General features: G+C 36.8%; 26 protein-coding genes. 24 read left to right on the forward strand and 2 right to left on the reverse strand.

The genetic code is table 11. The features are described from left to right. The first annotated feature begins 154 nt into the window (after positions 1 to 154). The 11 genes from IGJ23_RS05140 (at position 155) to IGJ23_RS05190 (ending at position 10,099) form a co-directional block, all read left to right on the forward strand. A complete protein-coding gene (locus IGJ23_RS05140; RefSeq protein WP_010737366.1) occupies positions 155 to 922 on the forward strand; it encodes a cyclase family protein in 768 nt (255 codons plus the stop codon). Positions 923 to 1,240: 318 nt separating this feature from the next. Continuing rightward, entirely contained in the window at positions 1,241 to 3,136 is a 1,896-nt protein-coding gene (locus tag IGJ23_RS05145) for an ABC-F family ATP-binding cassette domain-containing protein (RefSeq protein WP_123874867.1), read from the forward strand. Positions 3,137 to 3,146: 10 nt separating this feature from the next. Next, entirely contained in the window at positions 3,147 to 4,094 is a 948-nt protein-coding gene (locus IGJ23_RS05150; protein WP_034700291.1) for a thymidylate synthase, read from the forward strand. A 19-nt stretch (positions 4,095 to 4,113) separates the two neighbouring features. Beyond that, positions 4,114 to 4,608 (forward strand): dihydrofolate reductase, encoded by a 495-nt coding sequence (locus tag IGJ23_RS05155; protein ID WP_010719546.1) that lies wholly within the window; start codon positions 4,114 to 4,116, stop codon positions 4,606 to 4,608. A 231-nt stretch (positions 4,609 to 4,839) separates the two neighbouring features. Then, positions 4,840 to 5,682, forward strand: coding sequence for a DegV family protein (locus tag IGJ23_RS05160; protein WP_010719545.1), 843 nt, complete (start codon positions 4,840 to 4,842; stop codon positions 5,680 to 5,682). 145 nt (positions 5,683 to 5,827) lie between these two features. Further along, positions 5,828 to 6,721: an SGNH/GDSL hydrolase family protein gene (locus tag IGJ23_RS05165; protein WP_438774672.1), complete on the forward strand. Its 894-nt coding sequence runs from the start codon at positions 5,828 to 5,830 to the stop codon at positions 6,719 to 6,721. Then, positions 6,721 to 7,422: a YpmS family protein gene (locus IGJ23_RS05170; protein WP_010737370.1), complete on the forward strand. Its 702-nt coding sequence runs from the start codon at positions 6,721 to 6,723 to the stop codon at positions 7,420 to 7,422. The genes IGJ23_RS05165 and IGJ23_RS05170 overlap by 1 nt, the downstream gene beginning before the upstream one ends. A gap of 29 nt (positions 7,423 to 7,451) precedes the next feature. Then, complete coding sequence (gene msrA, locus IGJ23_RS05175; RefSeq protein WP_010737371.1) at positions 7,452 to 7,970, forward strand: peptide-methionine (S)-S-oxide reductase MsrA; 519 nt, start codon at positions 7,452 to 7,454, stop codon at positions 7,968 to 7,970. Then, the gene (locus tag IGJ23_RS05180) at positions 7,967 to 8,188 is read left to right on the forward strand and encodes a YozE family protein (RefSeq protein ID WP_010719473.1); all 222 of its coding nucleotides are present in this window, start codon (positions 7,967 to 7,969) and stop codon (positions 8,186 to 8,188) included. Before msrA ends, IGJ23_RS05180 begins: the two co-directional genes overlap by 4 nt. A 121-nt stretch (positions 8,189 to 8,309) precedes the next feature. Next, positions 8,310 to 8,861 carry a signal peptidase I gene (gene lepB, locus IGJ23_RS05185; RefSeq protein WP_034700293.1) on the forward strand — a complete coding sequence of 184 codons (552 nt, stop codon included), beginning with the start codon at positions 8,310 to 8,312 and terminating at the stop codon, positions 8,859 to 8,861. A 224-nt stretch (positions 8,862 to 9,085) separates the two neighbouring features. Then, entirely contained in the window at positions 9,086 to 10,099 is a 1,014-nt protein-coding gene (locus tag IGJ23_RS05190) for a lipoate--protein ligase (RefSeq protein ID WP_251849627.1), read from the forward strand. Positions 10,100 to 10,190: 91 nt separating this feature from the next. Here the strand turns inward: IGJ23_RS05190 and IGJ23_RS05195 are convergent, their stop codons facing one another. Then, a complete protein-coding gene (locus IGJ23_RS05195; RefSeq protein WP_010737374.1) occupies positions 10,191 to 10,589 on the reverse strand; it encodes a VOC family protein in 399 nt (132 codons plus the stop codon). 343 nt (positions 10,590 to 10,932) lie between these two features. Between IGJ23_RS05195 and IGJ23_RS05200 the strand changes: the two genes are divergently transcribed. From IGJ23_RS05200 to IGJ23_RS05255, 12 genes are all read left to right on the forward strand, one after another. Continuing rightward, positions 10,933 to 11,379 carry a LytTR family DNA-binding domain-containing protein gene (locus tag IGJ23_RS05200; protein WP_034700296.1) on the forward strand — a complete coding sequence of 149 codons (447 nt, stop codon included), beginning with the start codon at positions 10,933 to 10,935 and terminating at the stop codon, positions 11,377 to 11,379. Continuing rightward, positions 11,376 to 11,807 carry a hypothetical protein gene (locus tag IGJ23_RS05205; protein WP_207432435.1) on the forward strand — a complete coding sequence of 144 codons (432 nt, stop codon included), beginning with the start codon at positions 11,376 to 11,378 and terminating at the stop codon, positions 11,805 to 11,807. The genes IGJ23_RS05200 and IGJ23_RS05205 overlap by 4 nt, the downstream gene beginning before the upstream one ends. A 668-nt stretch (positions 11,808 to 12,475) precedes the next feature. Further along, positions 12,476 to 13,336 carry a ribosome biogenesis GTPase YlqF gene (ylqF, locus tag IGJ23_RS05210; RefSeq protein ID WP_010719467.1) on the forward strand — a complete coding sequence of 287 codons (861 nt, stop codon included), beginning with the start codon at positions 12,476 to 12,478 and terminating at the stop codon, positions 13,334 to 13,336. Next, positions 13,329 to 14,096 carry a ribonuclease HII gene (locus IGJ23_RS05215; RefSeq protein ID WP_010737378.1) on the forward strand — a complete coding sequence of 256 codons (768 nt, stop codon included), beginning with the start codon at positions 13,329 to 13,331 and terminating at the stop codon, positions 14,094 to 14,096. The genes ylqF and IGJ23_RS05215 overlap by 8 nt, the downstream gene beginning before the upstream one ends. Before the next feature lie 61 nt (positions 14,097 to 14,157). Beyond that, complete coding sequence (gene dprA / locus IGJ23_RS05220; RefSeq protein WP_063626937.1) at positions 14,158 to 15,015, forward strand: DNA-processing protein DprA; 858 nt, start codon at positions 14,158 to 14,160, stop codon at positions 15,013 to 15,015. Positions 15,016 to 15,135: 120 nt separating this feature from the next. Further along, the gene (gene topA, locus IGJ23_RS05225; RefSeq protein ID WP_063626939.1) at positions 15,136 to 17,214 is read left to right on the forward strand and encodes a type I DNA topoisomerase; all 2,079 of its coding nucleotides are present in this window, start codon (positions 15,136 to 15,138) and stop codon (positions 17,212 to 17,214) included. Next, positions 17,183 to 18,556: an FADH(2)-oxidizing methylenetetrahydrofolate--tRNA-(uracil(54)-C(5))-methyltransferase TrmFO gene (trmFO, locus tag IGJ23_RS05230; protein ID WP_051092533.1), complete on the forward strand. Its 1,374-nt coding sequence runs from the start codon at positions 17,183 to 17,185 to the stop codon at positions 18,554 to 18,556. Before topA ends, trmFO begins: the two co-directional genes overlap by 32 nt. Positions 18,557 to 18,838: 282 nt before the next feature. Beyond that, positions 18,839 to 19,738 carry a tyrosine recombinase XerC gene (gene xerC / locus IGJ23_RS05235; RefSeq protein WP_010719462.1) on the forward strand — a complete coding sequence of 300 codons (900 nt, stop codon included), beginning with the start codon at positions 18,839 to 18,841 and terminating at the stop codon, positions 19,736 to 19,738. Positions 19,739 to 19,777: 39 nt separating this feature from the next. Continuing rightward, positions 19,778 to 20,326, forward strand: a complete 549-nt coding sequence (gene hslV / locus IGJ23_RS05240) for an ATP-dependent protease subunit HslV (protein ID WP_010719461.1) — start codon at positions 19,778 to 19,780, stop codon at positions 20,324 to 20,326. A gap of 12 nt (positions 20,327 to 20,338) precedes the next feature. Further along, positions 20,339 to 21,739 carry an ATP-dependent protease ATPase subunit HslU gene (gene hslU, locus IGJ23_RS05245; RefSeq protein WP_063626940.1) on the forward strand — a complete coding sequence of 467 codons (1,401 nt, stop codon included), beginning with the start codon at positions 20,339 to 20,341 and terminating at the stop codon, positions 21,737 to 21,739. A gap of 15 nt (positions 21,740 to 21,754) precedes the next feature. Continuing rightward, positions 21,755 to 22,546, forward strand: coding sequence for a GTP-sensing pleiotropic transcriptional regulator CodY (gene codY / locus IGJ23_RS05250; RefSeq protein ID WP_010719459.1), 792 nt, complete (start codon positions 21,755 to 21,757; stop codon positions 22,544 to 22,546). Between the two features lie 202 nt (positions 22,547 to 22,748). Beyond that, a complete protein-coding gene (locus IGJ23_RS05255) occupies positions 22,749 to 23,624 on the forward strand; it encodes an aldose 1-epimerase family protein (protein ID WP_034700304.1) in 876 nt (291 codons plus the stop codon). Positions 23,625 to 23,786: 162 nt separating this feature from the next. Here the strand turns inward: IGJ23_RS05255 and plsY are convergent, their stop codons facing one another. Further along, the gene (gene plsY / locus IGJ23_RS05260) at positions 23,787 to 24,425 is read right to left on the reverse strand and encodes a glycerol-3-phosphate 1-O-acyltransferase PlsY (RefSeq protein WP_010719457.1); all 639 of its coding nucleotides are present in this window, start codon (positions 24,423 to 24,425) and stop codon (positions 23,787 to 23,789) included. Between the two features lie 103 nt (positions 24,426 to 24,528). Here plsY and IGJ23_RS05265 point away from each other — a divergent pair, with 103 nt between their 5' ends. After that, complete coding sequence (locus IGJ23_RS05265) at positions 24,529 to 24,963, forward strand: CoA-binding protein (protein ID WP_010719456.1); 435 nt, start codon at positions 24,529 to 24,531, stop codon at positions 24,961 to 24,963. The last annotated feature ends 195 nt before the right edge of the window (positions 24,964 to 25,158 follow it).

The raw sequence follows: 25,158 nt of genomic DNA on the forward strand, positions 1-25,158 counted from the left end.
ACGTTTATCCTTTATTTAATGACATAATTCATTGATTGTCCATCAGACTATCACTATAAAAAATAAATTCAAAAATCATCAAAAAAAAGTAAAATAGAAAATTTTTTTTAGTTAATATTAAAACTTAGATAATCATTCAAGGAGTTGTTAGACATTGAAATTAGTTGACTTAAGTATAACTATAGAAAATGATTTGCCCAGTGATCCAGAGGAAATGATACCTAAAATTTCATACATTGATCATGAACAAAGCGTCAACGATATGCTTCGTTTCTTTGGAACAGCAAAAAAAGAACACTTGCCTGCTGGTTTAGCATGGGCGATCGAAAAAATTCACTTGACTACGCATTCAGGTACTCATTTAGATGCTCCTTATCACTACCATCCAACAATGGATAAAGGTAAGCCAGCTTGGACAATTGAGCAAATTCCTCTTGATTGGTGTTACGGTAATGGTGTTGTATTTGATTTTTCAAACAAACCAGACGGATATCGATTAGAAATCGAGGATTTTAAAGAAGCTTTAGATGCGATGGACTATCGATTAAAAGAAAAGGACATTGTTTTAATTCGGACTGGAGCAGATCAATATTGGGGAACATCAAATTACTTAATCAGTGGGTGCGGTGTAGGAAGAGAAGCAACTTTATGGCTACTCGAACAAGGAATAAAAGTGGTAGGTACCGATGCTTGGTCATGGGACAGACCTTTACCATTCATTGCAAAAGAATTTGATAAGACCGGAGACCCTTCACTTATTTGGGAAGGGCATTTTGCAGGAATCGAGAAATCTTATTGTCAGCTTGAAAAATTAACCAGTCTTGATCAATTACCTTCCACGGGGTTTAAAATCAGTTGTTATCCGATAAAAATTAAAAATGCTAGTGCTGGTTGGGTTAGAGCAGTAGCTATAATCGAATAATTAACATCTTTCTAATTATTTTTTATAATAGGAACGTTATAGATAGTCAAAACATAAAATTTTTTTTATTTTATAGATACAAAAAAAGCACACTCCTTTGATTTTTGTTTAGGCACTTTAATCATACAAGGTTGTGTGCTTTTTGTGTACCTTAAAAAAATGAGGCAATAATCAGATTTTTTCTAACTATTATCCCACTCTAATGAAAAAATCAACACTATCTTATTTTCTCCCTTTATTTTGTCTAAGATGACAATAGAAAAATATCCGTAATTAAATTATTTTATGATACAATAACCAAGATGAGGAGGGAATGGATTGAAAGAATTAAAAGTAACTGACCTCAATAAAACGTATGGTGAAAAAGAACTATTTAACCAGATTTCTTTTTTGATCCACGAAAAAGACCGAATCGGTTTGATTGGAACTAATGGAACTGGAAAAACAAGTTTATTAAATATTTTAGCAGGTATCGACAGTGGGGATGGAGATCGACCAACAGTTTTTTATCCGAATGATTATCGAATTGGATATTTGTCACAGACAACCGAATTTTCTGATGAATTGACTGTACTTCAAGCGGTTTTTCAAGGAAATAGTCCATTAATCCGTACCGTGAGAGAATATGAGGAAGCTTTGCTTGTATTAGCTGAGAATGGCGAGGACGAGAGCGTTCAGAGACGTTATGCCAAGGCAGAAGAACAAATGAACAAAGAAGATGCTTGGACCACAGATACAAATGCTAAGATTATCTTACAAAAATTAGGCATCAGTGAATTAGACAAAAAGATTGGCGCACTGTCAGGTGGACAAAAAAAACGTGTAAGTTTAGCACAAGTCCTAATCGATGAGCCTGATTTATTATTATTAGATGAACCCACGAACCACTTGGATTATGAAGCGATTGAATGGTTAGAAAATTACTTAAAACAGTATCGTGGATCGTTATTAATGGTCACCCATGATCGTTATTTCTTGGATCGAGTGACGAATCGCATTTTTGAACTATCATTTGGACAACTACACGAGTATCGAGGGAATTATGAAGCTTATATTTTAGAAAAAGCTGAAAGAGATCGCGTGGAAGTGGAACAAGAAGAAAAACGAAAGCGCCTGTACAAACAAGAATTAGCCTGGATGAGAGCTGGAGTTCAAGCACGCGGAACGAAGCAACAAGCACGCATCAATCGTTTTGAGGATCTTAAAGAAAACTTGTATCAAGTCAATCATGAAGCAGACCTCGAATTGAATATCGCAACGAAACGTTTAGGAAAAAAAGTATTAGAGATCAAAGATGGAACATATGCTATTGAAGGGAAACTGCTGATCAACCATTTAGATTTGTTGATTCAATCACGAGAACGTTTAGGGATCACTGGGAAAAATGGTGCCGGTAAATCAACCTTACTGAACATTTTAGCGGGACGTATTCCTTTAGATAATGGTACGTTTACGGTTGGTGAGACTGTTCGTATCGCCTACTATACACAAGAAAATGAAGAGATGAATCCCGAAAAACGCATGATTGCTTATTTGCAAGAAGCAGCTGAAGAAGCTCAAACGGCAGAAGGTATGCAAATTGGTGTGGCTGAATTATTGGAAAGATTTTTATTTCCTCGATTTATGCATGGCACATTGATCAAAAAATTATCTGGTGGCGAAAAACGTCGACTATATCTATTGAAATTGCTGATCCAACAACCTAATGTTTTACTCTTGGATGAACCAACGAATGATTTAGATATCGCCACACTGACCATTTTAGAAGATTATTTCAAGAGTTTCCCAGGTGCCGTGATTACTGTATCACATGACCGTTATTTCTTAGACAAAGTAGCAGAAAAATTATTAGTTTTTCAAGGAAATGCTAAGCAAGAATTATATTATGGGGATATGTCGAGTTATTTATTGACACAAAAAGATACAGCGCCTTTAGGTAAAGAAAAAATGAATGAACCAACGAAGCCGGCTGCTGACGGTAAAAAGGAAACAAAAAAGAAACTTTCTTATTTAGAGCAAAAAGAATGGGAAACGATCGAAGATGAAATCGCTGAATTAGAAGAACAGATTTCAGAGCTGCAAGAAGAAATGAATCATCAAGGAGATAACTTTACTCGTTTACAAGAATTACAAGCAAACGTTTCACAAGCAGAAAGCAAATTAGATGAGAAAATGGCTCGTTGGGAATACTTAAGCGAATGGGTAGAAGACTAGGAGGAAAAAAATGGAGCAAGCATATCTTGATTTAGGCAGGAAACTACTAGAAGAAGGACATGAAAAAGGCGACCGAACAGGCACCGGTACACGCAGCATTTTTGGCTATCAAATGCGGTTCGACCTACAAAAAGGATTTCCATTATTAACAACGAAACGGGTTCCTTTTGGGTTGATTAAGAGTGAATTGTTATGGTTTTTAAAAGGGGATACGAATATCCGTTATCTTTTACAAAATAACAATCATATCTGGGATGAATGGGCGTTTGAACGATATATCAAAAGTGATGAATACCATGGGCCAGATATGACTGATTTTGGCCATCGAAGCATCTCTGATCCTGAGTTTAATAAACAATATCAAGAACAAAGTCAGCTATTTTGTGAAAGAATTTTAACTGATGACGCATTTGCTGAAAAATATGGCGATTTAGGTCACATCTATGGGTACCAGTGGCGCCATTGGGAAACGAAAGATGGTGGGTTTATCGATCAAATCAAGGAAGTGGTCGAAGCAATCAAAAAAACACCTGATTCAAGACGCTTGATCGTGTCTGCTTGGAATCCAGAAGATGTTCCTAGTATGGCGTTACCGCCTTGCCACACGATGTTTCAATTTTATGTTCATGATGGGCGTTTAAGTTGTCAATTGTATCAACGGAGTGGTGATGTATTTCTAGGTGTGCCTTTCAATATTGCCAGTTATGCTTTGTTAACCCATTTGATTGCGCATGAAACTGGATTAGAAGTTGGTGAATTTATCCATACTTTAGGTGATGCTCATCTCTATTCAAATCATGTGGAACAAATGAAAGAACAACTTTCAAGAGAAATGCGTGCGTTTCCTAAATTAGTTTTAAATACAGAAAAAAAATCTGTGTTTGACTTTGAAATGGATGATATCAAGGTTGAAGGCTATGAACCTCATCCAGCAATCAAAGCGCCAATCGCAGTATGAACACAGAAAGGATGATGAAATGTTAGCTGCTATCTGGGCACAAGATGAAAATGGGTTGATCGGTAAAGAAGACCAACTGCCTTGGAGATTACCCAATGATCTGAAGTTTTTTAAACAAATGACTGAAGCGAATACTTTAGTTATGGGAAGAAAAACATTTGAAGGTATGGGAAGTCGTCCGTTGCCTAACCGTCAAACAATCGTGATGACAAGAGATCGTGATTACCAAGCTGACAATGTCATGGTTATGCACGAGATTGAAGAAGTATTGGATTACGCAAAGGAAAACGATGGTATTTTGTTCGTTGCGGGAGGATCAGCTATTTATAAAGAATTTCTTCCTTTTTGTTCGGTGCTGTATCGCACAGTCATCCATCATTCTTTTACAGGGGATACTTATTTTCCAGAAGTTGATTGGGATCAATGGTCATTAATCAATATCAGCCAAGGGGAGATGGACGAAAAAAATCCTTATGCCCATCAATTTGAAACATATCAACGAAAAAGAAAATAAATAACCGATGAAAAAAGGTATTTCCTGAAAGCTTGTTTAGCACATTTTGGGAAATATCTTTTTTAATAAAGTTGAAAGGATCAATACCACATCTTTGGATGAAAACGGAATCGTTCGTAGAGGTATTTAATGAAAAAACGTCTGTTGTCTGTTATACTTAAAAAAGAAATTGCCTTTATTAGTACTTGTTGTAAACCAAAAGGCATCTTGTTAAAGGAAGAGTGAGATAGTATGACAAATGTAAAAATCGTAACAGATTCTTCTTGTACAATGGAAAAAAGTGTGCGAGATAACTTAAATATCCAGGTGATGCCGCTAGCTATCATGATCGATGGCGTGGTCTATCCTGATGACGATCAATTAGGTGGAGAAAAATTCATGGATATGATGGCTCAAGCTAAATCATTACCAAAAACGAGTCAACCGCCAATCGGTGAATTTATTTCAACCTATGATCAACTTGGCGAAGATGGCAGTGAAGTTATCTCGATCCATATGACTAAAGGTTTGAGTGGAACGGTTGAAGCGGCCCGTCAGGCAAGCAATCTGACTAAAACGAAAGTGACTGTCATCGATAGTGATACAACCGATCAGGGGCTGTCCTTCCAAGTAATCCGTGCTGCTGAACTTGCACAAGCAGGAAAAAGTGCTGATGAGATTCTTGAAGAAATCAAAAAAGTACAAGAAAATACAAAATTATATATTGGGATCTCTACATTAGATAACTTAGTCAAAGGTGGGCGCATTAGCCGAGCAACTGGTTTATTGTCAAGTGTATTGAACATACGTGCTGTGATGAATTTCACTCATGGAGAGTTGATCCCAGTTGCTAAGGGTCGAGGAAAGAAAACTTTTGACAAATGGTTCAATAATTTGAAGAAAGAATTAAAAGAACTACCAAATGTTCGTCAAATTGGGATCTCTCATGCAGATGCTCAAGAGCTTGCTCAAGAATTTAAAGAAGGACTACAAGAATTATTTCCTGATATGACGATTCCTGTTCTACACACGAATCCAGTTATTGCAACACATACGGGGAAAAACGCCTTTGCAATCATGTATTACGTTGACTAAATCAAGAGGATAAATCATTGGTCAGTTAGCCATTGATTTTATCCTTTTTTTCTTTATAATAATTCTTATTTTTTTCAGAAACACTACCTTTTTATTTTAATTTTTGATAACATAAGAAACAATCGAATAATATGAGGTGAATGATATGAAATTAACAAAACGACAACTATTGCTCGTTTTGTTCCCATTACTTATCGCTATATTTGTATATTTAGGACTATCTTTATCGATTCCAAAAGCTAAACCGCTATTAAAACCAGCAGCGACAGTTAGTCAAAAGACGGATCAAAAAGAAAAAATCCATTATGTAGCTATCGGCGATTCGTTAACTGAAGGAATAGGAGATCAAACGAAGCAAGGTGGTTTTGTTCCATTAGTAGCCAACGATTTAAAAGATCGCTATGATCTGACTGCTGTTGAAATTGAAAACTATGGGGTAAACGGTGAACGGAGCGATCAAATTTTAAAACGGCTCAAGAAAAATTCAGAGATTCAAACAAACATTAAATCAGCTGACTTTATCACTTTGACAGTGGGCGGAAATGACTTAATGAAAGTGATTCAAAACGATCTATTTGGGATCAGTATCCAATCATTTAAGCGACCATTACAAAAGTATCAGAAAAATGTTGAACAATTGATCGTAGAAATTAGGAAGTTAAATGGTCACGCACCGGTTTACATCTTAGGTATTTATAATCCATTCTATTTGAACTTCCCTGAGATTAAAGACATGCAGACGATTGTGAACAACTGGAATGCTGGGACTGAGTCTGTTGTCAAAAATGCGGACAACTGCTATTTTATCCCAATCAATGATTTGCTATATCAAGGGTTAAACCAAAAAGTTGGCGTAACTGAAGAAGGAACGAATCAGTCAAGTACTAGCGAAAGTACGTCAAATAGCAAAAATAATGTATTGTATGAAGAAGATCATTTTCATCCTAATAACTTAGGCTATCAATTGATGGCAAATGCTGTACGAGATGAATTAATTGAAACGCAAGACCAATGGTTGCCAAGGGAGGATCAGAAATAATGGAAAAACGCTCAAAAAAGGTTTCGACACAAACGAATACTGAAATTCAAAAGAAAAATTATTGGAAATGGGCTTTTTTGATCCTTTTAGGAGTTGTTCTTGGATCAAGCATCTTTTTAGGCACTCGGATTTTTGCGAATCGAGAACCGGATTTTGCTAAGGTGCCAGCGATCACCCAAAGACAAGGAGATCCAGTCTTGACCATCAACACCAATAAAGAAAAGGTCAATCAAATGATCAGTTTTTTCTTGACAGATTATCAAAAAGACCAAGGTATTCAATATAAATTTTATCTTGAAAATGAAGCGATGTTGAATGGTACGTTTGAAGTATTAGGATTTCCAATCAACTTTTATCTGTACTTTGATCCATATGTGATGGAAAATGGAAATGTCCAGTTAAAAGCGAAGAGTCTTTCGATCGGCACATTGAGTTTACCGATCAAAGATATCATGAATATGATCAAGCGAAATTATAAGTTGCCTGATTGGATTGAAATCAATACGGATGATTTGACGATCATGCTACGTTTAGATCGCTTCCGTATGCAAAATGGTATGTACATCAAAGCAGATAAAATTGATTTAGTGAATGATGACATTCGTTTTAGTCTATATCTACCTAAAGAAACTGGTGAAAAGACAACGAGCAATAAAACGACAAAGAATACTGATACCACCGACACGAGTGTAACGAAGTAAACAGTGGGTCATTGATGGGAGAGAGAAGGATGGAAAGAGCAATTTTTGCTGGAGGATGCTTTTGGTGTATGATTCAGCCCTTTGATACGCTACCAGGGATTCATACGATCATGTCTGGCTATACAGGTGGACATGTGCCATCTCCAACCTATGAACAAGTCAAATCTAAAACGACTGGTCATACAGAAGCGGTAGAGATCATCTATGATCCAGAGAAAATATCATATCAAGAATTAGTGGAAATCTATTGGCAGCAAACCGATCCAACGGATGCATTTGGGCAATTTGAAGATCGTGGCGAGAATTATCGGCCGGTTATTTACTTTACGACAAATGAACAGAAGAGAATCGCGGAAGAAAGTAAAAATCGATTAGCGGCTAGTGGTCGGTTTACAAAACCGATCGTGACCACGATTGAAAAAGCACAACCATTTTATTTGGCTGAGCCAGAGCATCAAGATTATTATAAAAAAAATCCTGAAAATTTTGAGCGAAACCATGCAAGAAGAGCGGCTTTCGTCAAAGAAAACTGGGAGGAAAGAATGTGAATCAAAGCTTCTATCATTATTTAATGACTCTTCGTGGCGGTAAACAAGCAGATCAACAATCTGTTTTCGCCACAGAAGCAGGGAAAGATATCCAGTTTCCTAAACATAGTACGAGTTATGAAGAAATTTCCGATTATCTAGAATTGAATGTGGATTATTTGTCATCTATGGATATATTTGATGAGGTGTGGGAAAAATATTTAGAAAACAGCCATTGATTCTGCGTTTGTTTTCTTCATTTTTTAGAAAAGATCAAAAAGGAAACATCTAGTCGCATTTTTTGTTTTTTTTTTCTATAATAGAGAAAGAACGATAACCTTGAGAGTGGAATGATGGATATTGACAAAAAAACAACGCTATATCGACCGTTTTTGGCTTATAATCAAATATGTACTTTGCTCCATCTTGATCGCTTTTATTTTAAGAGGATTTCTTCTTATTCCAGTGCCAGTGGAAGGTAATTCGATGGAAAACGTCTTGAAACAAGGTGACATGGTTGTAATGGAAAAATTTTCTGAAATCAGACGGTTTGACGTAGTTGTTTTTCAATTGGCTGATGGAACGATTTATATCAAACGAGTGATCGGGTTGCCAGGAGAGACAATTAGCTATGAGAATGATCAGCTGAAAGTGAATGGAAAAGTGGTCGAAGAACCTTTTCTAACGAAAAATAGAAAGTCAGATCATGAAAGTAGTCCTTATACAACGGACTTTACTCTGGAAGAATTAACGAATAAGACAAAGCTGCCAGCCGACAGTTACTTTGTTTTAGGGGACAATCGACGTGTTTCGAAAGACAGTCGCTCCTTTGGTATGATTACAGGAAGCGAAATATTGGGTAAGGCTCGCTTTGTTTACTATCCTTTGAACGAGATAAAATGGATTGGGTAAAGAAAAGAGATCATTCAGGATGATTTCAAGGCGCTAATGCCACCGCTTATTTGTTTTAGAGTGAAGAGGGAAGCGACCTCCAAAAGTTAGATTTTCTGTTCTAACTTTTGGAGGTCGCTTTTTTACTTGATTAAAAGAGTACAATTAAGATATAAAATGATCTAATTTCTTGCCATTTTATGTTCTAAAAGAGATGATAGGAGAAAAAGTAAGAAGGGATAAAAGTGCGCTATCATATCATGGAAAGTTTAGATATTCGGAGAAATCTAGCAACAGAGGAATATCTTATGAACAGTTTTGACAGTGATGAACCTTTGTTTTTACTATATATTCAAAAACCTTGTGTGATTATTGGACGAAACCAAAATAGTTATGAAGAAATCGATCTCAAGTATTTAAGGGAAAAAAACGTGACACTCACTCGGCGAACCTCAGGTGGAGGAGCTGTATATGATGACTTAGGAAATCTAAGCTTTAGCTTTGTGACCAGCAAAAATGCAATGAAATTTGGTGAATATGAATCCATTACCTCGCCTATTATCACAGCATTAAGAAAAATGGGCGCAACCAAAGCAGAAGTTGGTGGACGTAATGATATGTATATCGAAGGAATGAAATTTTCTGGTAATGCCATGTATACGAAAAAAAATCGGTTATACTCACATGGTACATTAATGTATGATGTTGATTTGTCCGTTCTTGATAAAATTTTGACGGTTTCCAAAGAGAAAATTGAGTCTAAAGCAACGAAATCAGTAAAAAAAAGTGTGACGAATCTGAAACCATTTTTAAAAGAAAAATATCAATTTGAAAAAACCGCTGACTTTAGAGATGCACTGATTTGTGAAGTCTATCAGGTCGATGATCTGCAAAAAATTGAAGATAAAAGGATAGATTTGACGAAGAAAGATGAACAAAACATTGAACAAATCGTCCAGAATCGTTATGCTAATGATGATTGGGTCTATGGTGAAACACCAAGGTTTTCGGTGAAACGCAGAATCAGGCTCCCAAAAGTTGGAATTGTGGATGTCCGTTTGTCGACACTGCATGGGAGAATCAATGAGATTCGTTTTTATGGTGATTTTTTTGGACAAAAAGATGTAAGTATTCTTGAACAACAATTACTTGGTCAAAAATTTATTTATGAAGAAATAAAAAACGCATTAAATGATATGACTGTTTCAGATTATATCTTTCATTTTAATAACGAAGATCTACTAGCACTACTATTTTAGTTAAACAAGCCAAAATAAGTGCATAGGAGACCAAGATAATTTATCTAAAAAAGCCTTCCATCTGTTTTTCTAATGGAGGGCTTTAAAAAATTTACATTTTCATCCAGACAGGTTCTAATGTATTTCCATCTAAATCTTGGACTTCAAGTGAAAACATTTCTTCTTCAGACATGCCCATATCGACTTCATGGTAGCTTCCGCCATTTTCTTTCGCCGTATTCGCAAACTTTTTAACTTCATCCGCATTTGCTACGCTAAAAGAAATCAAAGCACCACTCGTTTTTTTATTGTCTGCAATTTCTTTGTCTTTTAAGAATTTTTTGTAAAAACCGTGAGAGAGTAACATGATCCAAAATGTGTCGTCCCAAACCACAGCGCTTGCTTCGTCAGTTGAAAATTCTTCATTTTTCTTAAAGCCCAATTTTTCATAAAAAGCAACAGACTTGTCTACATCTTCAACGGGGAAATTAACAAAAACCATACTGTTCATTTGTACCTCTCCTTTCTTTTATCCTATCATCTATTAAAATGTAAACGTTGTTAAAAGATGCGTGCTGAAAGAATTCTTCTTTACAGTTTTATAAACGTTCATTGAATATATTTATCGGCAGAATACTAGAAAAAACGATTAAACCCAATCGAATGTCGTTCATCATTAAAGACAGGAACATTCTTCATTTGAAGAAGCAGGGTACACCTGGATAGGGAGGAAGTATTGAAATGTTTCCTATCTCTTGCAATCTTCTTGCGAAAAAGTGCAACCTCATGGAAAGGAATTGAATATGATATGCGTACGGCTTAAACTGAGAGTATCAAAGCAAGGAGGAGAAAATTTGAGAATAAAATTTGGAATTGATAATCACATTGCACAGGATACAGTGAAGGTAACTACCCATTCTTCTTGCGAAAAAACGTGGGGGAGAATAAAAGAAGCTATTCTGACTACGGAGCAAACAATCGTAGTAATTGATGCAAAAACAAATAAGAAAGTTTCCAGGCTATTAAGTGATGTCTCCTCAATCGAGTCAAAAGAACAGATGTGTCATGTCGTTTTTACATCAAATGAGAGGTATCTATTAGCTGTACGGTTAAAAATAGTTGAGAAGCAATTTACAAGTTACGGATTTGTGCGGATCAACATTAGTACGCTGGTTAATCGATCTTTTATTAAAGCTTTTCGTTCTACGGATAATGCACGGGTTGAAATTGAAATGAAAAATGGTTCTAAATTTATTGTGAATCGTCACTATGTAAAAAAATTTAAGGAGATGTGGGTATGAGTAAACAGATAAAACATAATTTTTTTCAAACGTTCTCGTTAAGCAGCATCTGGTTGATATTTATAATAACAAGCTTCTTTGCGAAAGGACAGATGATCCATGTTTATTTTCTTTGGCACGTAATGGGTGCTAGTCTAGTTTGTGCATTAGTCTTTGGTGTGATGTATGATGTGCTTTGGAATCATCTTACGCTGAAACCAGTCAGTAATATTTTGATTGCGACTATTGGAAATACAGTTGCGGGTTTAGCGATTTTCAATTTGCTTTCATTCAAACTGCCTTTGGCAATTTCACCAATTAATCTTTTGACAATTTATCTTATTTTAAATTTGATCTTACACACCATTGCTTTTTATCTATACGCAAAAAATGAGAGCAAAAAGCAAGCAAGAGTGTTAAATAAAAAAATAAATAACTCAATCGATTAAACGTTAGAAAGCAAGTTGGAAGTTTTCCACTCATTTTTAACTGAAAAAGGATAATCGATAGTTGATGATTCCAAAACTCAGAATCGATAATAAAATGAAAAAATATCTAAAATTATATTGAGTAATGGATCACGAAGAAGTCTTAAAGGATGTGTTATCTCACCAATTTGTAGCATGGAGGAATCAAGAACCCAGAGAACGGAAAATGCCAAAATGAGAGTGCGATTAGTAGGGAAATATGATAAAATACGGAACAGACACCTTTTTGTTATTTATAATGATGTATTTTCTTTTTATTAATAGTAATAAAAGTACAAAACATGTTTGATAAAGAAAAATACCCTAAGGCGTTGAGATTTAGTATCATGATAGAAGGATTATTCTGCCGAACCACTGATGAATAAAAAGCGGTATCCACTTTAAAAAATTGTAAAGTCAGGATAAATGCATAAAAATAATCGCTGATCTTAGGTTCATGGTAGTATGGATAGTTGCAGAGCTGCTTTTGAAAGAGTCTACCCAATAGTTGTTTTGAATAATATAAGGAAAATGAGCCTAATCAACTTACTTGATGGTAGTAGACTTGTATGCATAGATTTACTAAGGTTAAATATGATAATGTAAGAATAAGGTTTGAAATCCTTATATGAAAGGAATGAATTTATTCTATGACGATCCAATGGTTCCCAGGGCACATGGCAAAAGCCCGTCGTGAAGTTTCTGAGAAAATGAAATATGTCGATATCGTCTTTGAATTAGTCGATGCACGATTACCTTTGTCTTCACGTAATCCAATGCTTGATCAGATCATCCAACAAAAGCCAAGGTTGGTATTATTAAATAAAGCTGATCTAGCAGACCCCCAACAAACGAAGTTATGGCAAACGTATTTTCAACAACAAGGTCATCAAGCATTAGCGATTACCGCTCAAGAAAGTAAAGGGATCAAAGCGTTGATTCCAGCAGCCAAAGAAGCACTGAAAGAAAAAAGAGCACGTGATGCCGCTCGAGGGATCAAACCACGAGCAATCAGAGCCATGGTTTTAGGTATTCCAAATGTCGGGAAGTCAACATTGATGAACCGCTTAGTGGGAAAAAAAATTGCGCAAACAGGTAATAAACCTGGTGTGACAAAAGGACAACAATGGTTGCGCCTAGGTAGCGAATTAGAGTTATTAGATACGCCAGGAATCTTATGGCCTAAATTTGAAGATGAAGAGATCGGTAAAAAACTAGCACTAACCGGAGCCATTAAAGACCAGTTAGTTCATTTAGATGATCTCGCTATTTATGGCTTAGATTTTTTCGCTCGTTACTATCCAGGAAGAATCGCAGAGCGCTATCAGTTGCCAGAAGAAGCAGAACAACAATTAGCACCTGAATTATTGATGACGATTACTGCAAAGCGTGGCTATAAAGATGATTATGATCGTGGTAGTGAAGTGGTAGTCTTCGATATCCGTCAAGGAAAACTTGGGCGCTACACGTTAGATCGATGTGAAGAAATGGGGAAAACAAGCGATGAGTGAATCGATCCAAAGTATCAAGGAACGATTAAAAACAGTGACGTCGTTAACTGATCCCTTCATTGCCGAACTAAAGCAAGATCAGCGAAAAGGGGTACAACAAGCGCTTCGATCCTTTGAGAAACAAGTAAAAAAAACGGCATTGATCCAAGAAAAATATTTGGAAATGTCATTATTTGAGAAGCAGGCATATGAACAAGGATATGAATGGATTGCGGGGATTGATGAAGTAGGGCGTGGGCCTTTAGCAGGGCCAGTAGTAGCGGCCGCTGTCATCCTACCTAAAGACGAACCGATCCTTGGATTAAATGACTCGAAACAATTATCAGAAAAAAAACGAGAACTGCTTTATGACCAAATCCAACAAAAAGCACTTGCTATCGGTATCGGCATCATTGATGAAAAAAAGATTGATGAGGTCAATATTTATGAGGCAAGCAAACTAGCAATGATCCAAGCTGTAGAAAAGCTGGCGATACGTCCAAATTATCTCTTAATTGATGCCATGACACTGGATTTGCCAATCCAGCAAGAAAAATTGATCAAGGGAGATGCTCGTTCAGTTTCTATTGCGGCAGCAAGTATCATTGCAAAAGTTTATCGTGATGATTTAATGAAAAAATATGATGAACTATATCCAGGTTATGGGTTTGGCCATAATGCTGGTTATGGAACGAAAGAACATCTACAAGGCTTAGCAACACAAGGAATTACCCCTATTCATCGGCGCTCTTTTGCACCGATAAAAAATTATTTATCTTAAGATGTTTGACCGTCTCTTGCGTATTTTATTTAAAAGTAACTTCGAGAGGCGGTTTTCGTTCATGGATCAGATTGAAGGATTTTTACTTAAATTAGCTTATGCGAAAGGAATTAGCAGTCAAGGAAAATGGGCGGTTGTCCAGGCTTTATTGGAAGCTCAAACAAGCGAGTTGTCTTCTTATGAAATCATTGAAATCGCAAAAATTGTTCGTCATCGAGAAAAATTTCAAGAAAGTTGGCGGCAAATCAATCAAAATTTTGCGAAATTGAAAACAGCTCAGTCATTCATTACTTGTCTTGACCCGTGCTATCCCCCGCAACTTTTTCATCTTGCGACACCACCGATTCTTTTATTTTATTCTGGTGATCTTTCTCTACTAAAACAAAAGATGCTCAGTGTGGTTGGGGGCAGGAAGACCTCGGTCTTGGCAAAAAAAGTTGTACATGAACTTTTAACTCCGGTCATAGATGCTAACTATGTCATCGTTAGTGGCTGTGCCAAAGGAATCGATACATACGCACATTTGGCTGCGATTAAAAATACTGGAAAGACGATTGCGGTAATCGGTACAGGAATTAAAAAAGCCTACCCAAAGGAAAACCAATTTCTTCAAGCAGAAATTGGAAAGAATCATCTTTTACTTAGTGAATATCCACCATATGAAGGACCAAAACAATACCGCTTTCCCATGAGAAATCGAATCATTGCTGCTTTGTCACAAGGCACTTGTGTCATTGAAGCAAAGCAAAAGAGTGGTTCTTTGATAACAGCACAACAAGCGTTAGAAATCGGTCGAACTGTTTTTTCTGTACCTGGAAATATTTTGACACAATACTCAACTGGCTCCCATCAACTAATTCAAGATGGTGCTGTTTGTGTGATTTCTGGTGAAGATTTATTGTTCGAGTTGAAAGAATAACAGGAACTTCTCATTTGATTTTCTTGACAAACGTTTTCTGAATGGATATGATAAGCTACGATTTGTATGAGTCCGCTTAATATAGTAGGAACATGTCAATGGAAAGGAGTCCATTCAGTAATGGCATATAAATATTTAGTGATTGTGGAATCACCTGCAAAGGCCAAAACCATTGAAAAATATCTTGGTCGTAATTATAAAGTAATGGCCAGTGTCGGTCATATACGTGATTTACCTAAAAGTAAAATGGGAATTGATGTCGAAAACAACTATGAACCCCATTATATTTCAATTCGCGGAAAAGGCGATGTGATCAAAAGTTTAAAATCAGCAGCAAAAAAAGCGCAAAAAGTTTATCTTGCAAGTGACCCGGATAGAGAAGGGGAAGCAATTGCTTGGCATTTAGCCTATTTACTAGGTTTAGATTTATCAGAAAAAAATCGTGTGGTTTTTAACGAAATTACTAAGGAAGCGGTAAAAGCAGCCTTCAAGGAACCAAGAACGATCGACGTGGATTTAGTGGATGCCCAACAAGCAAGACGGGCGTTAGACCGCTTGGTGGGCTACTCCATCAGTCCAATCCTATGGCGCAAAGTCAAAAAAGGATTAAGTGCTGGAAGAGTACAGTCTATTGCATTAAAAATTATCATTGATCGTGAAAAAGAAATCCGTGATTTCATTCCAGAAGAATACTGGAGCATTGACGGTAATTTCAAAAAAGCACGTAAAAAATTTAAAGCAAACTTTTGGGGAATTGATGGCAAGAAAAAGAAATTGCCTGATGCCCAATCCGTAAAAGAAGTTACTGATCGTATTGATGGACCAGATTTCACCGTTCAAAAAGTTGAAAAGAAAGAACGGAAACGAAATCCAGCAAACCCATTTACTACGAGTAGCCTACAACAAGAAGCTGCTAGAAAATTGAACTTTAGAACACGGAAAACGATGATGGTTGCACAACAATTATATGAAGGAATCTCCTTAGGTAAGCAAGGGACTGTAGGTTTGATCACTTATATGCGTACCGATTCAACACGGATCGCTGAGACTGCGAAAGCAGAAGCGGCTACCTTCATCGAAGAAACTTACGGGAAAGAATTTTCTAGTCATGCACAACGTAAAATCAAAAATGCGCAAGGTGCGCAAGACGCCCATGAAGCAGTTCGCCCGACAAGTGTCCTACGTACTCCTGAGGAAATCAAACAATATTTAGACAAGGACCAATTAAAACTCTACACCCTTATTTGGTCACGATTTGTTGCTAGTCAAATGACACCAGCGATATTAGATACCATGAAAGTTACCTTAGAACAAAATGGCGTACTTTTTATTGCTAATGGCTCTAAAGTTAAATTTAAAGGGTTCATGCAAGTCTATGTTGAAGGCAGAGATGATGGGAAAGAAGATAAAGAAAATATCTTACCAGAACTAGCACAAGGGGACATTGTTCAATCAGTGGACATTGAACCGAAGCAACATTTTACGCAACCGCCAGCAAGATTCAGTGAAGCAACTTTAATCCGTGCTTTGGAAGAAAATGGTGTGGGACGCCCTTCCACTTATGCGCCAACGCTGGATACGATCCAACGACGTTACTATGTTAAATTGACACAAAAACGCTTCGAACCAACTGAATTGGGTGAAATCGTCAATTCTTTGATTTGTGATTTCTTCCCCCAAATCGTCGATATCCATTTTACCGCTGAAATGGAAGGTGATTTGGATAAAATTGAAGAAGGAAAAGAAGCATGGATCGAAGTGGTGGATCGTTTCTACAAACCATTTGAAAAAGAATTGACCAATGCAGAAGAAAAAATCGAAAAAATTCAAATCAAAGATGAACCGGCTGGATTTGACTGTGATATTTGTGGGCATCCGATGGTTATAAAATTAGGAAAGTATGGTAAATTTTATGCATGTAGTAATTTTCCTGATTGTCGAAATACGAAACCAATTGTTAAAGAGATCGGTGTGACTTGTCCAGTTTGTCATGAGGGTCAGGTGATTGAACGCAAGTCTAAGAAAAACCGAATCTTTTACGGGTGTTCACGTTTTCCAGACTGTGACTTTACTTCTTGGGACAAACCAGTAGGTCGAAATTGTCCGAAATGTGACCAGTATTTAGTTGAAAAGAAAGTCAAAGGCGGAAAACAAGTCGTATGTATCAATGGCGACTATGAAGAAGACATTCAAAAATAAAATGAGAAGAGGTCTTTATTTGAAAACTGTTAATGTAATAGGTGCAGGATTAGCTGGAAGTGAAGCAGCTTGGCAAGTCGCTCAAGCAGGTGTTCCTGTTCGTTTATACGAGATGCGCCCAGTGAAATCAACAGAAGCACACCATACAAGTAATTTTGCAGAGTTAGTCTGTTCCAACTCCTTGAGAGGGAATAGTTTAGCAAATGCAGTAGGTTTATTAAAAGAAGAAATGCGACGGTTAAATTCAGTCGTGATCACTTCAGCTGATGAAACAGCTGTTCCAGCTGGCGGTGCCTTAGCAGTGGATCGGGATTCTTTTTCTGAGACGATCACACGTAAAGTCAAAGAACACCCGCTAGTAACAGTCATCAATGAAGAAATCACTGAAATTCCAGAAGGCATCACGATCATTGCTACTGGTCCCTTAACCTCTCACCCGTTAGCTGAAAGTATTAAAGCATTCAATGGTTCTGACGGATTCTATTTTTATGATGCAGCAGCACCGATCGTAGACAAAGCAACGATCGATATGGATAAAGTCTATTTAAAATCACGCTATGATAAAGGGGAAGCAGCTTATCTAAACTGTCCAATGACTGAAGAAGAGTTTAAAGCATTCCACGAAGCTTTAACAACAGCTGAAGTAGCCGAACTTAAATCATTTGAAAAAGAAAAATACTTTGAAGGCTGTATGCCGATCGAAGTGATGGCTCAGCGTGGCTTTAAAACAATGCTGTTTGGTCCAATGAAACCAGTTGGATTAGAAGATCCAAAAACCGGTAAACGCCCTTATGCGGTGATCCAGTTACGTCAGGACAATGCCGCTGCCTCATTGTATAACATCGTTGGTTTCCAAACGCACTTAAAATGGGGAGAACAAAAACGGGTTTTCCGTATGATCCCAGGTTTAGAAAACGCAGAATTTGTCCGTTATGGTGTAATGCACCGCAACAGTTTTATGAATTCACCAGAATTATTGAAACCAACTTATCAATCAACGAAGCGTGAAGACTTGTTCTTTGCAGGACAAATGACTGGTGTGGAAGGTTATGTTGAAAGTGCAGCTAGTGGTTTGCTTGCAGGGATCAATGCTGCTCGTTTAGCTAAAGAAAGTGAGCCGATTGAGTTTCCACGAGAAACAGCGATTGGGAGTATGGCGTATTATATTACACATGCTGAAGGAAAACATTTCCAACCAATGAATGCGAATTATGGTTTGTTCCCTGAATTACCCGAGCGCATTCGTGACAAAAAAACACGTTATGAAGCGATTGCTCAAAGAGCACTTCAGGCAAATGAACAAATAAAAAAAGAATTAATTGATGAAGTAACAGCTCAGTAACATGAAGTGAGCCCGGGACAAAGGTGTTCCGGGCTCTTTACTAGGCATAAAATAAATATGCGACACATCTTTTATTTGTAGTGTTCCAAAAGGAATTTTTTCTTTTGGTAAAAAATGAGTAAATATCAGATTAAAAAAAAGGTCGTAATCTAAGAAATTTGTCAAATTAATTGTTTCAATTGTGAACAAACTTAGAAATATTGATTAAATTCTGACAATTTATTTGTTTTTTTAATTTTGCTATGCTAAATTTATCTCTGGGATTAAAAGGAAGGTGATAAAATGCTAGAACAAACGTGGAAAGATAAGTTTTTGCGTTATTTAATCGTGGAACGTGGTTACTCTGAAAAAACACGAGAAGCATACGAGGAAGACCTCACTAATTTTGAAAGATTTCTTACAGAATCAGGAGAGGATGATTTATTAAAAATCAATCACTTAGATGTTCGAGTGTATTTAAGTTACCTAACTGATGAAAGATATAGCAGAAATTCGATCAGTCGTAAGATTGCAAGTCTGCGCTCTTTTTATCAATACCTTTTAAAAGAAGAAGTGATCAAAGAAAATCCTTTTTCTTATGTCCACCTAAAAAAGAAAAATTTGAAACTACCTCGCTTTTTTTATGAGAATGAAATGCAAGCATTATTTGACAGTGTCAAAGGAGAAAAACCTTTAGATTTGAGGAACCAAGCGCTATTAGAAGTTCTTTACGGTTCGGGGATTCGATTAAGCGAGTGCAGTAATTTGAAACTAGCAGAAATCGATTTCGACTCCGAAGTCATGTTGATTCATGGTAAAGGGAATAAAGAACGGTATGCACCACTTGGTTCATTCGCACAAGATGCCTTACAAGAGTATTTTGAAAAAGGGCGAAAGGTGCTGATGGATAAATACCACAAGAGTCATGACTATGTTTTTGTGAACCATCATGGTGAACCAATTACGCCAACAGGGATCGAGTATGTATTGAATCAAGTGATTAAAAAGAGTAGTTTAGATAGTTCGATCCATCCACATATGCTGCGGCATACCTTTGCTACACACTTGCTGAATAATGGTGCAGATATGCGGACAGTTCAAGAGCTGTTGGGTCATGCTAATCTATCTACTACACAGATCTATGCTCACGTGACAAAAGAAAGTTTACAAAAAAATTATCGCTCGTTTCATCCAAGAGCGTAATAGAAAAGGATCAGTAATCTTAATTGGGAGGAAATAACTATGGTAGAATCACAATTTCATTCAACGACGATTTGTGCCGTTGAAAAAGATGGAAAATTTGCAATGGCAGGTGACGGTCAAGTTACAATGGGCGAATCCGTGGTGATGAAAGGAAGCGCAAGAAAAGTCCGTCGAATCTATAATGATGAAGTCATCGTAGGATTTGCTGGAAGTGTCGCAGACGCATTTACATTGGAAGAAAAATTTGAAGGCAAATTAAATGAATACAATGGTAATTTACAGCGAGCTGCAGTGGAATTAGCGCAAGAATGGCGGACACAACAGTCCATGCAAAAACTAGAAGCAATGTTGATCGTAATGAATGAAAAAGAAATGTTATTAGTTTCAGGTACTGGGGAAGTGATTGCACCAGATGATGGAATTTTGGCAATTGGTTCAGGAGGGAATTTTGCATTAGCTGCTGCTCGAGCAATGAAGAACTACGCACAAAACGACATGAGTGCCAAAGAAATCGCAGAGAATGCATTGAATATTGCAGCAGACATTTGTATCTTTACAAATCATAATATTATTGTGGAAGAATTATAGAGGTGAAGAAGAATGTATGAATTAAAACAAACACCAAGACAAATCGTTAATGAATTAGATCAATATATCATTGGACAACAAGCAGCTAAAAAATCAGTTGCGGTCGCTTTGCGCAATCGCTATCGCCGTTTACAATTAGATGAAAAAATGCAACAAGATATCACACCTAAAAATATGCTGATGATCGGACCAACAGGGGTAGGGAAAACAGAGATCGCTCGCCGATTGGCAAAAATCGTCAACGCTCCTTTCGTGAAAGTAGAAGCAACGAAATTTACAGAAGTAGGTTATGTTGGTCGAGATGTGGAGTCGATGGTTCGTGATCTAGTAGAAAATGCGATCCAGATCGTTGAAAAAGAACAATATAGTCGTGTATATACTGAAGCTAAGAAAAGAGCAGAAAAACGATTAGTAAAAGTGCTGGTTCCTGGAATTAAAAAAGAACAAAAACAAACAGGAAATCAATTTGAACAAATGATGAACATGTTCAATGTTGCGCAACAAAATACAGCAGAACCGCAAGAAGAAGTGACTGAAGAAATCCGTGTCAATCGGAAAACGGTTCTAGAACAATTACAAAAAGGTTTACTTGATAACCGTCAAGTAACAATCGAAATAGAAGAACAAAAGAAACCAGCTCCAATGATGAACAATGGTTTGGAACAGATGGGCATTGATTTAAATGAAACATTAGGGGCGCTAACACCGAAGAAAAAGGTTGAGCGCACGTTAGCAGTAAAAGATGCACTTGAACTGTTGATCAAAGAAGAATCAAGTAAACTAGTCAAAGATGCTGACATCCATAGTGAAGCCATTCAATTAGCACAATCAAGCGGGATCATTTTTATTGATGAAATCGATAAAATCACTTCAAAATCACAACAATCTGGTGAAGTATCACGTGAAGGCGTCCAAAGAGATATCCTGCCAATCGTTGAAGGTTCACAAGTGAACACGAAGTATGGAGTTATCCAAACGGATCACGTCTTATTTATTGCTTCTGGTGCCTTCCATTTATCAAAACCAAGTGATTTGATTCCAGAATTGCAAGGACGGTTTCCAATACGTGTAGAATTAGATGATTTAACTGCAGATGACTTTATTAAGATCTTGACTGAACCAAACAATGCACTAATCAAACAATACGTAGCATTAATTGGTACAGAAAATGTTTCAGTGGTCTTTACGAAAGAAGCAATTGAGAAAATCGCTCAAATCGCTTATGATGTAAATCGCGATACAGACAATATCGGAGCTAGACGTTTGCACACGATCTTAGAAAAATTGTTAGAAGACTTATTGTTTGAAGCACCTGACATGCAAATGGGAGAAATCACGATTACGGAAGCTTATGTAGAAGAAAAATTAGGTTCGATTGTAGCAAATGAAGATTTAAGTCGTTTTATTTTATAAAATCGGAGGAAGAAAATGACGGATTTATTAACAAAAACCCGCAATATCAACAAATTATTACAACAAAAAAATACTTTCGATCTGCGAGCTGATTTACCTTATGATAAAATGGCTGTGACATTAGGTGCTATTTTAGATAGTAACGTCTATATCATCAGCAGTGAAGGAGTCTTATTAGGCTATGATGAACGTCATGATGTCAACAATGAACGGATAAAAATGATGTTTGTTGAAAAGCAATTTCCCGATTCTTATACTGACACAGTTGATCAATTGAACAAAACGGAAGCCAATATTCCGATCAGTAGTGAAATGACTGCTTTTCCTTTTGAAGCAAGAGAAAAATACCCATTTGGTTTGACGACAGTAGTCCCTATTTTTGGTGCTGGCGAGCGGTTAGGAACCATTATTTTATCAAGGATGGAACAAGCCTTTACCGATGAAGACCTAGTGTTAGCTGAATATGGTGCGACGGTAGTCGGTATGCAGATCCTTTATCAAAAATCACGTAGTATTGAAGCGGATGTCAGAAGTGCAACAGCTGTCCAAATGGCAATCAATACTTTGTCTTACAGCGAATTGAAGGCAGTTCAAGCGATTTTCGATGCCTTAGAAGGCGATGAAGGACGTTTAACAGCATCCAATATTGCGGATAAAATTGGGATCACTCGCTCAGTGATCGTCAATGCATTACGTAAATTAGAGTCAGCTGGGATCATTGAATCACGCTCCCTTGGGATGAAAGGGACGTATTTAAAAGTTCTAAATTCCAGATTCAAAGAAGAATTAACAAAACACAGTTACTAAAAATCTATGACCGATTGATTAGATAAATCTATTCAGTAGGAACGAAGTAAACAAAAAGAGTCTCCTTTGGGTTTTCTTTTCGCTGAAACACACGAGTAATGCCAAGGATGATTCGGATACTTCTTGTTGGAAAAAATAAGAATAGCTTAGGACCTGAGACTAGCTATCTCAGGTCCTAAGATTTAACGGTGGAGGAATTATAATGACTGTAATCATTCAAAATGATCAATTGATTGCTGAAATTGCTGAACATGGAGCAGAATTGGTCAGTTTAAAATCAAAGGATAATAATCTTGAGTATATTTGGCAAGCTGATCCAGCGTATTGGGGAAGACATGCGCCCGTTTTATTTCCATTTGTTGGAAGATTAAAGGATGACCAATACACGTACCAAGGAAAGACTTATTCAATGGGGCAACATGGCTTTGCGAGAGATATGGATTTTGAAGTAATCGAACATGGTCAAGAATTAGCCAGCTTTTTGTTAAGAAGCACACCCGAGACCAAAAAAAATTATCCTTTTGATTTTGAATTAGTGATTTCTTATGAATTAGGTGGAGATGGGATCACCGTTCATTATCAAGTGGCTAATACTGGAGAAGAAGAAATGTTCTTTTCGATTGGGGGTCACCCAGCCTTTAATGTTCCTCTGGAAGAAGGATTGACTTTTGATGATTTTTATCTTGCGTTTTCACCTAAAAAATCACGTTTGCGTTTACCTTTAAGTGGGCCATATATCGATATGGAACAAAAAACACTTGGACAAACAAATACCAACCTTGCATTAGTACACGATCTTTTTGAAAATGATGCACTAGTATTTGAAACGAAAGGATTGAACGCTTATGCCATTCGTAGTGAAAAATCTAGCCACAGTGTGACATTGAGTTATAAAGATATGCCATATGTTGGGATTTGGTCACCTTATCCAAAAGAAGCGCCTTTTGTTTGTATCGAACCTTGGTGTGGTATTGCAGATACAGTAAACAGCTCGGGAGAATTGATGGAAAAAGCTGGAATCAATCAACTAGGCGCACATGAAATTTTTCAAACAAAATATTCGATTACGGTAAAATAGTGGTTATCCTAAAGTTGTTTGATTTCAATTAATCAGAGGAAATCAGGTATAATGATTCATGTTCCCTTTATTTTGCTAATCGTTTCTTTTCGCTTCTTAACGAATCAATCATTTAAAAGCAAAAAAACAGTTGGCTGATTAGTCAACTGTTTTTCTCTCAGGTCAATTTTTTTTCTTACTACTATTCAATCCGAAGGGGATACGACTTTCTGTATGGTTTTTGATTCGTAGGATATTCTCTTTATGGCGATAGAAAATAAAGGCAGAAACCAAAAATGCAATGATCGTCAATAGCCAGTTTTGCTTAGGCAAGATACCAGGTGCGATGTAAGGAAGGATAATCGTTGATAAAGTGATCAAAGTTGCACTGATCATACTTGTTAAACTTACCATACTAGTACAAAAGAGCGTAACAACGAAGATGATACTGGAATAGATAAAAAATAGAGGATTGAATCCAAGTAACATTCCAGCACTTGTTGCAACTGCTTTGCCTCCTTTGAAGCCAGCGAAAATAGGGAACGTATGACCTAAGATCGCACAAACACCAAACCATAGGGGATTAATGGTTGTAACATGGAAAATAACTGGTAAGCAAGTTGCCAAGGTTCCTTTCAAGATATCCATGAACAACACAATTGTACCTGCTGTTTTTCCTAAAACTCTAAAAGTATTGGTGGTGCCAGTATTTCCGCTACCATGTTGGCGGATGTCTTTTTTGAAAAATAATTTACCTATCCAAACCCCCGAAGGAATCGAGCCTAGAAGATAGGCAAGTACCAATAATAAAATTAATTTCATTGTTCTACCTCTTTCAATTTGAAACTAATATTTATTTTATCATGAATAAAGTACGTGAACAATTGGAAATACTTGAAAGAGTGAACGAAAGGGAGTATTATTTATGTCATTTGAAAATCCAACACAAGAAAAAATCTTCGATTATTTAAAAACAGCAAAAACGATTGCAATTGTTGGTTTGAGTAATAAGGAAGAACGAACAAGTTACCAAATTGCTCGATTTCTGCAAGAACGGGGATATCGTATCATTCCGGTGAACCCATTATTAGCAGGAGAGATCATTTTAGGCGAAAAGGTCTATGCGTCGCTACAGGAAATCCAAGAACCGATCGATATCGTGGATATTTTTCGGCGTAGTGAATTTTTGCCAGAGGTAGCTGCTGACTTTTTACAGACTCAAGCAAAAGTATTTTGGGCGCAATTAGGTATCGCAAATGAAGAAGCAGCAAACAAGCTTCAATCAGCAAATCGCAAAGACATCGTCATGGATCGTTGTATAAAAATCGAGTGGAACAATATGAACGAAAAAGATAACTAAATGTTTGCATTTTAAATAACGTGAAATATTTAATCGACAAGACAAAAGCGAACAATAGGATAAAAAAGATGGTATTCTCAAAGGTTAGTTAGTAATTAAGTTTTAATTCTTTCCTAACCTCTTTTTTTTCATGCGTATTTCTAGTATGATTATCGTGATGCGGTTTTAACCGTAAAGTATTATTGAAGGAGCGTT

The sequence above is a fragment of the Enterococcus sp. DIV1682a genome (genome assembly GCF_051711005.1).
GTDB lineage: Bacteria > Bacillota > Bacilli > Lactobacillales > Enterococcaceae > Enterococcus_B > Enterococcus_B hirae.

What these genes read in the sequence shown, in the direction of transcription:
- IGJ23_RS05150 (WP_034700291.1), top strand. Translation starts at nt 3,147, where the DNA reads ATGGAGCAAGCATATCTTGATTTAGGCAGGAAACTACTAGAAGAAGGA.
- IGJ23_RS05155 (WP_010719546.1), top strand. Translation starts at nt 4,114, where the DNA reads ATGTTAGCTGCTATCTGGGCACAAGATGAAAATGGGTTGATCGGTAAA.
- IGJ23_RS05160 (WP_010719545.1), top strand. Translation starts at nt 4,840, where the DNA reads ATGACAAATGTAAAAATCGTAACAGATTCTTCTTGTACAATGGAAAAA.
- IGJ23_RS05165 (WP_438774672.1), top strand. Translation starts at nt 5,828, where the DNA reads ATGAAATTAACAAAACGACAACTATTGCTCGTTTTGTTCCCATTACTT.
- IGJ23_RS05170 (WP_010737370.1), top strand. Translation starts at nt 6,721, where the DNA reads ATGGAAAAACGCTCAAAAAAGGTTTCGACACAAACGAATACTGAAATT.
- msrA (WP_010737371.1), top strand. Translation starts at nt 7,452, where the DNA reads ATGGAAAGAGCAATTTTTGCTGGAGGATGCTTTTGGTGTATGATTCAG.
- IGJ23_RS05195 (WP_010737374.1), bottom strand. Translation starts at nt 10,589, where the DNA reads ATGAACAGTATGGTTTTTGTTAATTTCCCCGTTGAAGATGTAGACAAG.
- IGJ23_RS05205 (WP_207432435.1), top strand. Translation starts at nt 11,376, where the DNA reads ATGAGTAAACAGATAAAACATAATTTTTTTCAAACGTTCTCGTTAAGC.
- ylqF (WP_010719467.1), top strand. Translation starts at nt 12,476, where the DNA reads ATGACGATCCAATGGTTCCCAGGGCACATGGCAAAAGCCCGTCGTGAA.
- IGJ23_RS05215 (WP_010737378.1), top strand. Translation starts at nt 13,329, where the DNA reads ATGAGTGAATCGATCCAAAGTATCAAGGAACGATTAAAAACAGTGACG.
- dprA (WP_063626937.1), top strand. Translation starts at nt 14,158, where the DNA reads ATGGATCAGATTGAAGGATTTTTACTTAAATTAGCTTATGCGAAAGGA.
- topA (WP_063626939.1), top strand. Translation starts at nt 15,136, where the DNA reads ATGGCATATAAATATTTAGTGATTGTGGAATCACCTGCAAAGGCCAAA.
- trmFO (WP_051092533.1), top strand. Translation starts at nt 17,183, where the DNA reads ATGGCGACTATGAAGAAGACATTCAAAAATAAAATGAGAAGAGGTCTT.
- xerC (WP_010719462.1), top strand. Translation starts at nt 18,839, where the DNA reads ATGCTAGAACAAACGTGGAAAGATAAGTTTTTGCGTTATTTAATCGTG.
- hslV (WP_010719461.1), top strand. Translation starts at nt 19,778, where the DNA reads ATGGTAGAATCACAATTTCATTCAACGACGATTTGTGCCGTTGAAAAA.
- hslU (WP_063626940.1), top strand. Translation starts at nt 20,339, where the DNA reads ATGTATGAATTAAAACAAACACCAAGACAAATCGTTAATGAATTAGAT.
- codY (WP_010719459.1), top strand. Translation starts at nt 21,755, where the DNA reads ATGACGGATTTATTAACAAAAACCCGCAATATCAACAAATTATTACAA.
- IGJ23_RS05255 (WP_034700304.1), top strand. Translation starts at nt 22,749, where the DNA reads ATGACTGTAATCATTCAAAATGATCAATTGATTGCTGAAATTGCTGAA.
- plsY (WP_010719457.1), bottom strand. Translation starts at nt 24,425, where the DNA reads ATGAAATTAATTTTATTATTGGTACTTGCCTATCTTCTAGGCTCGATT.
- IGJ23_RS05265 (WP_010719456.1), top strand. Translation starts at nt 24,529, where the DNA reads ATGTCATTTGAAAATCCAACACAAGAAAAAATCTTCGATTATTTAAAA.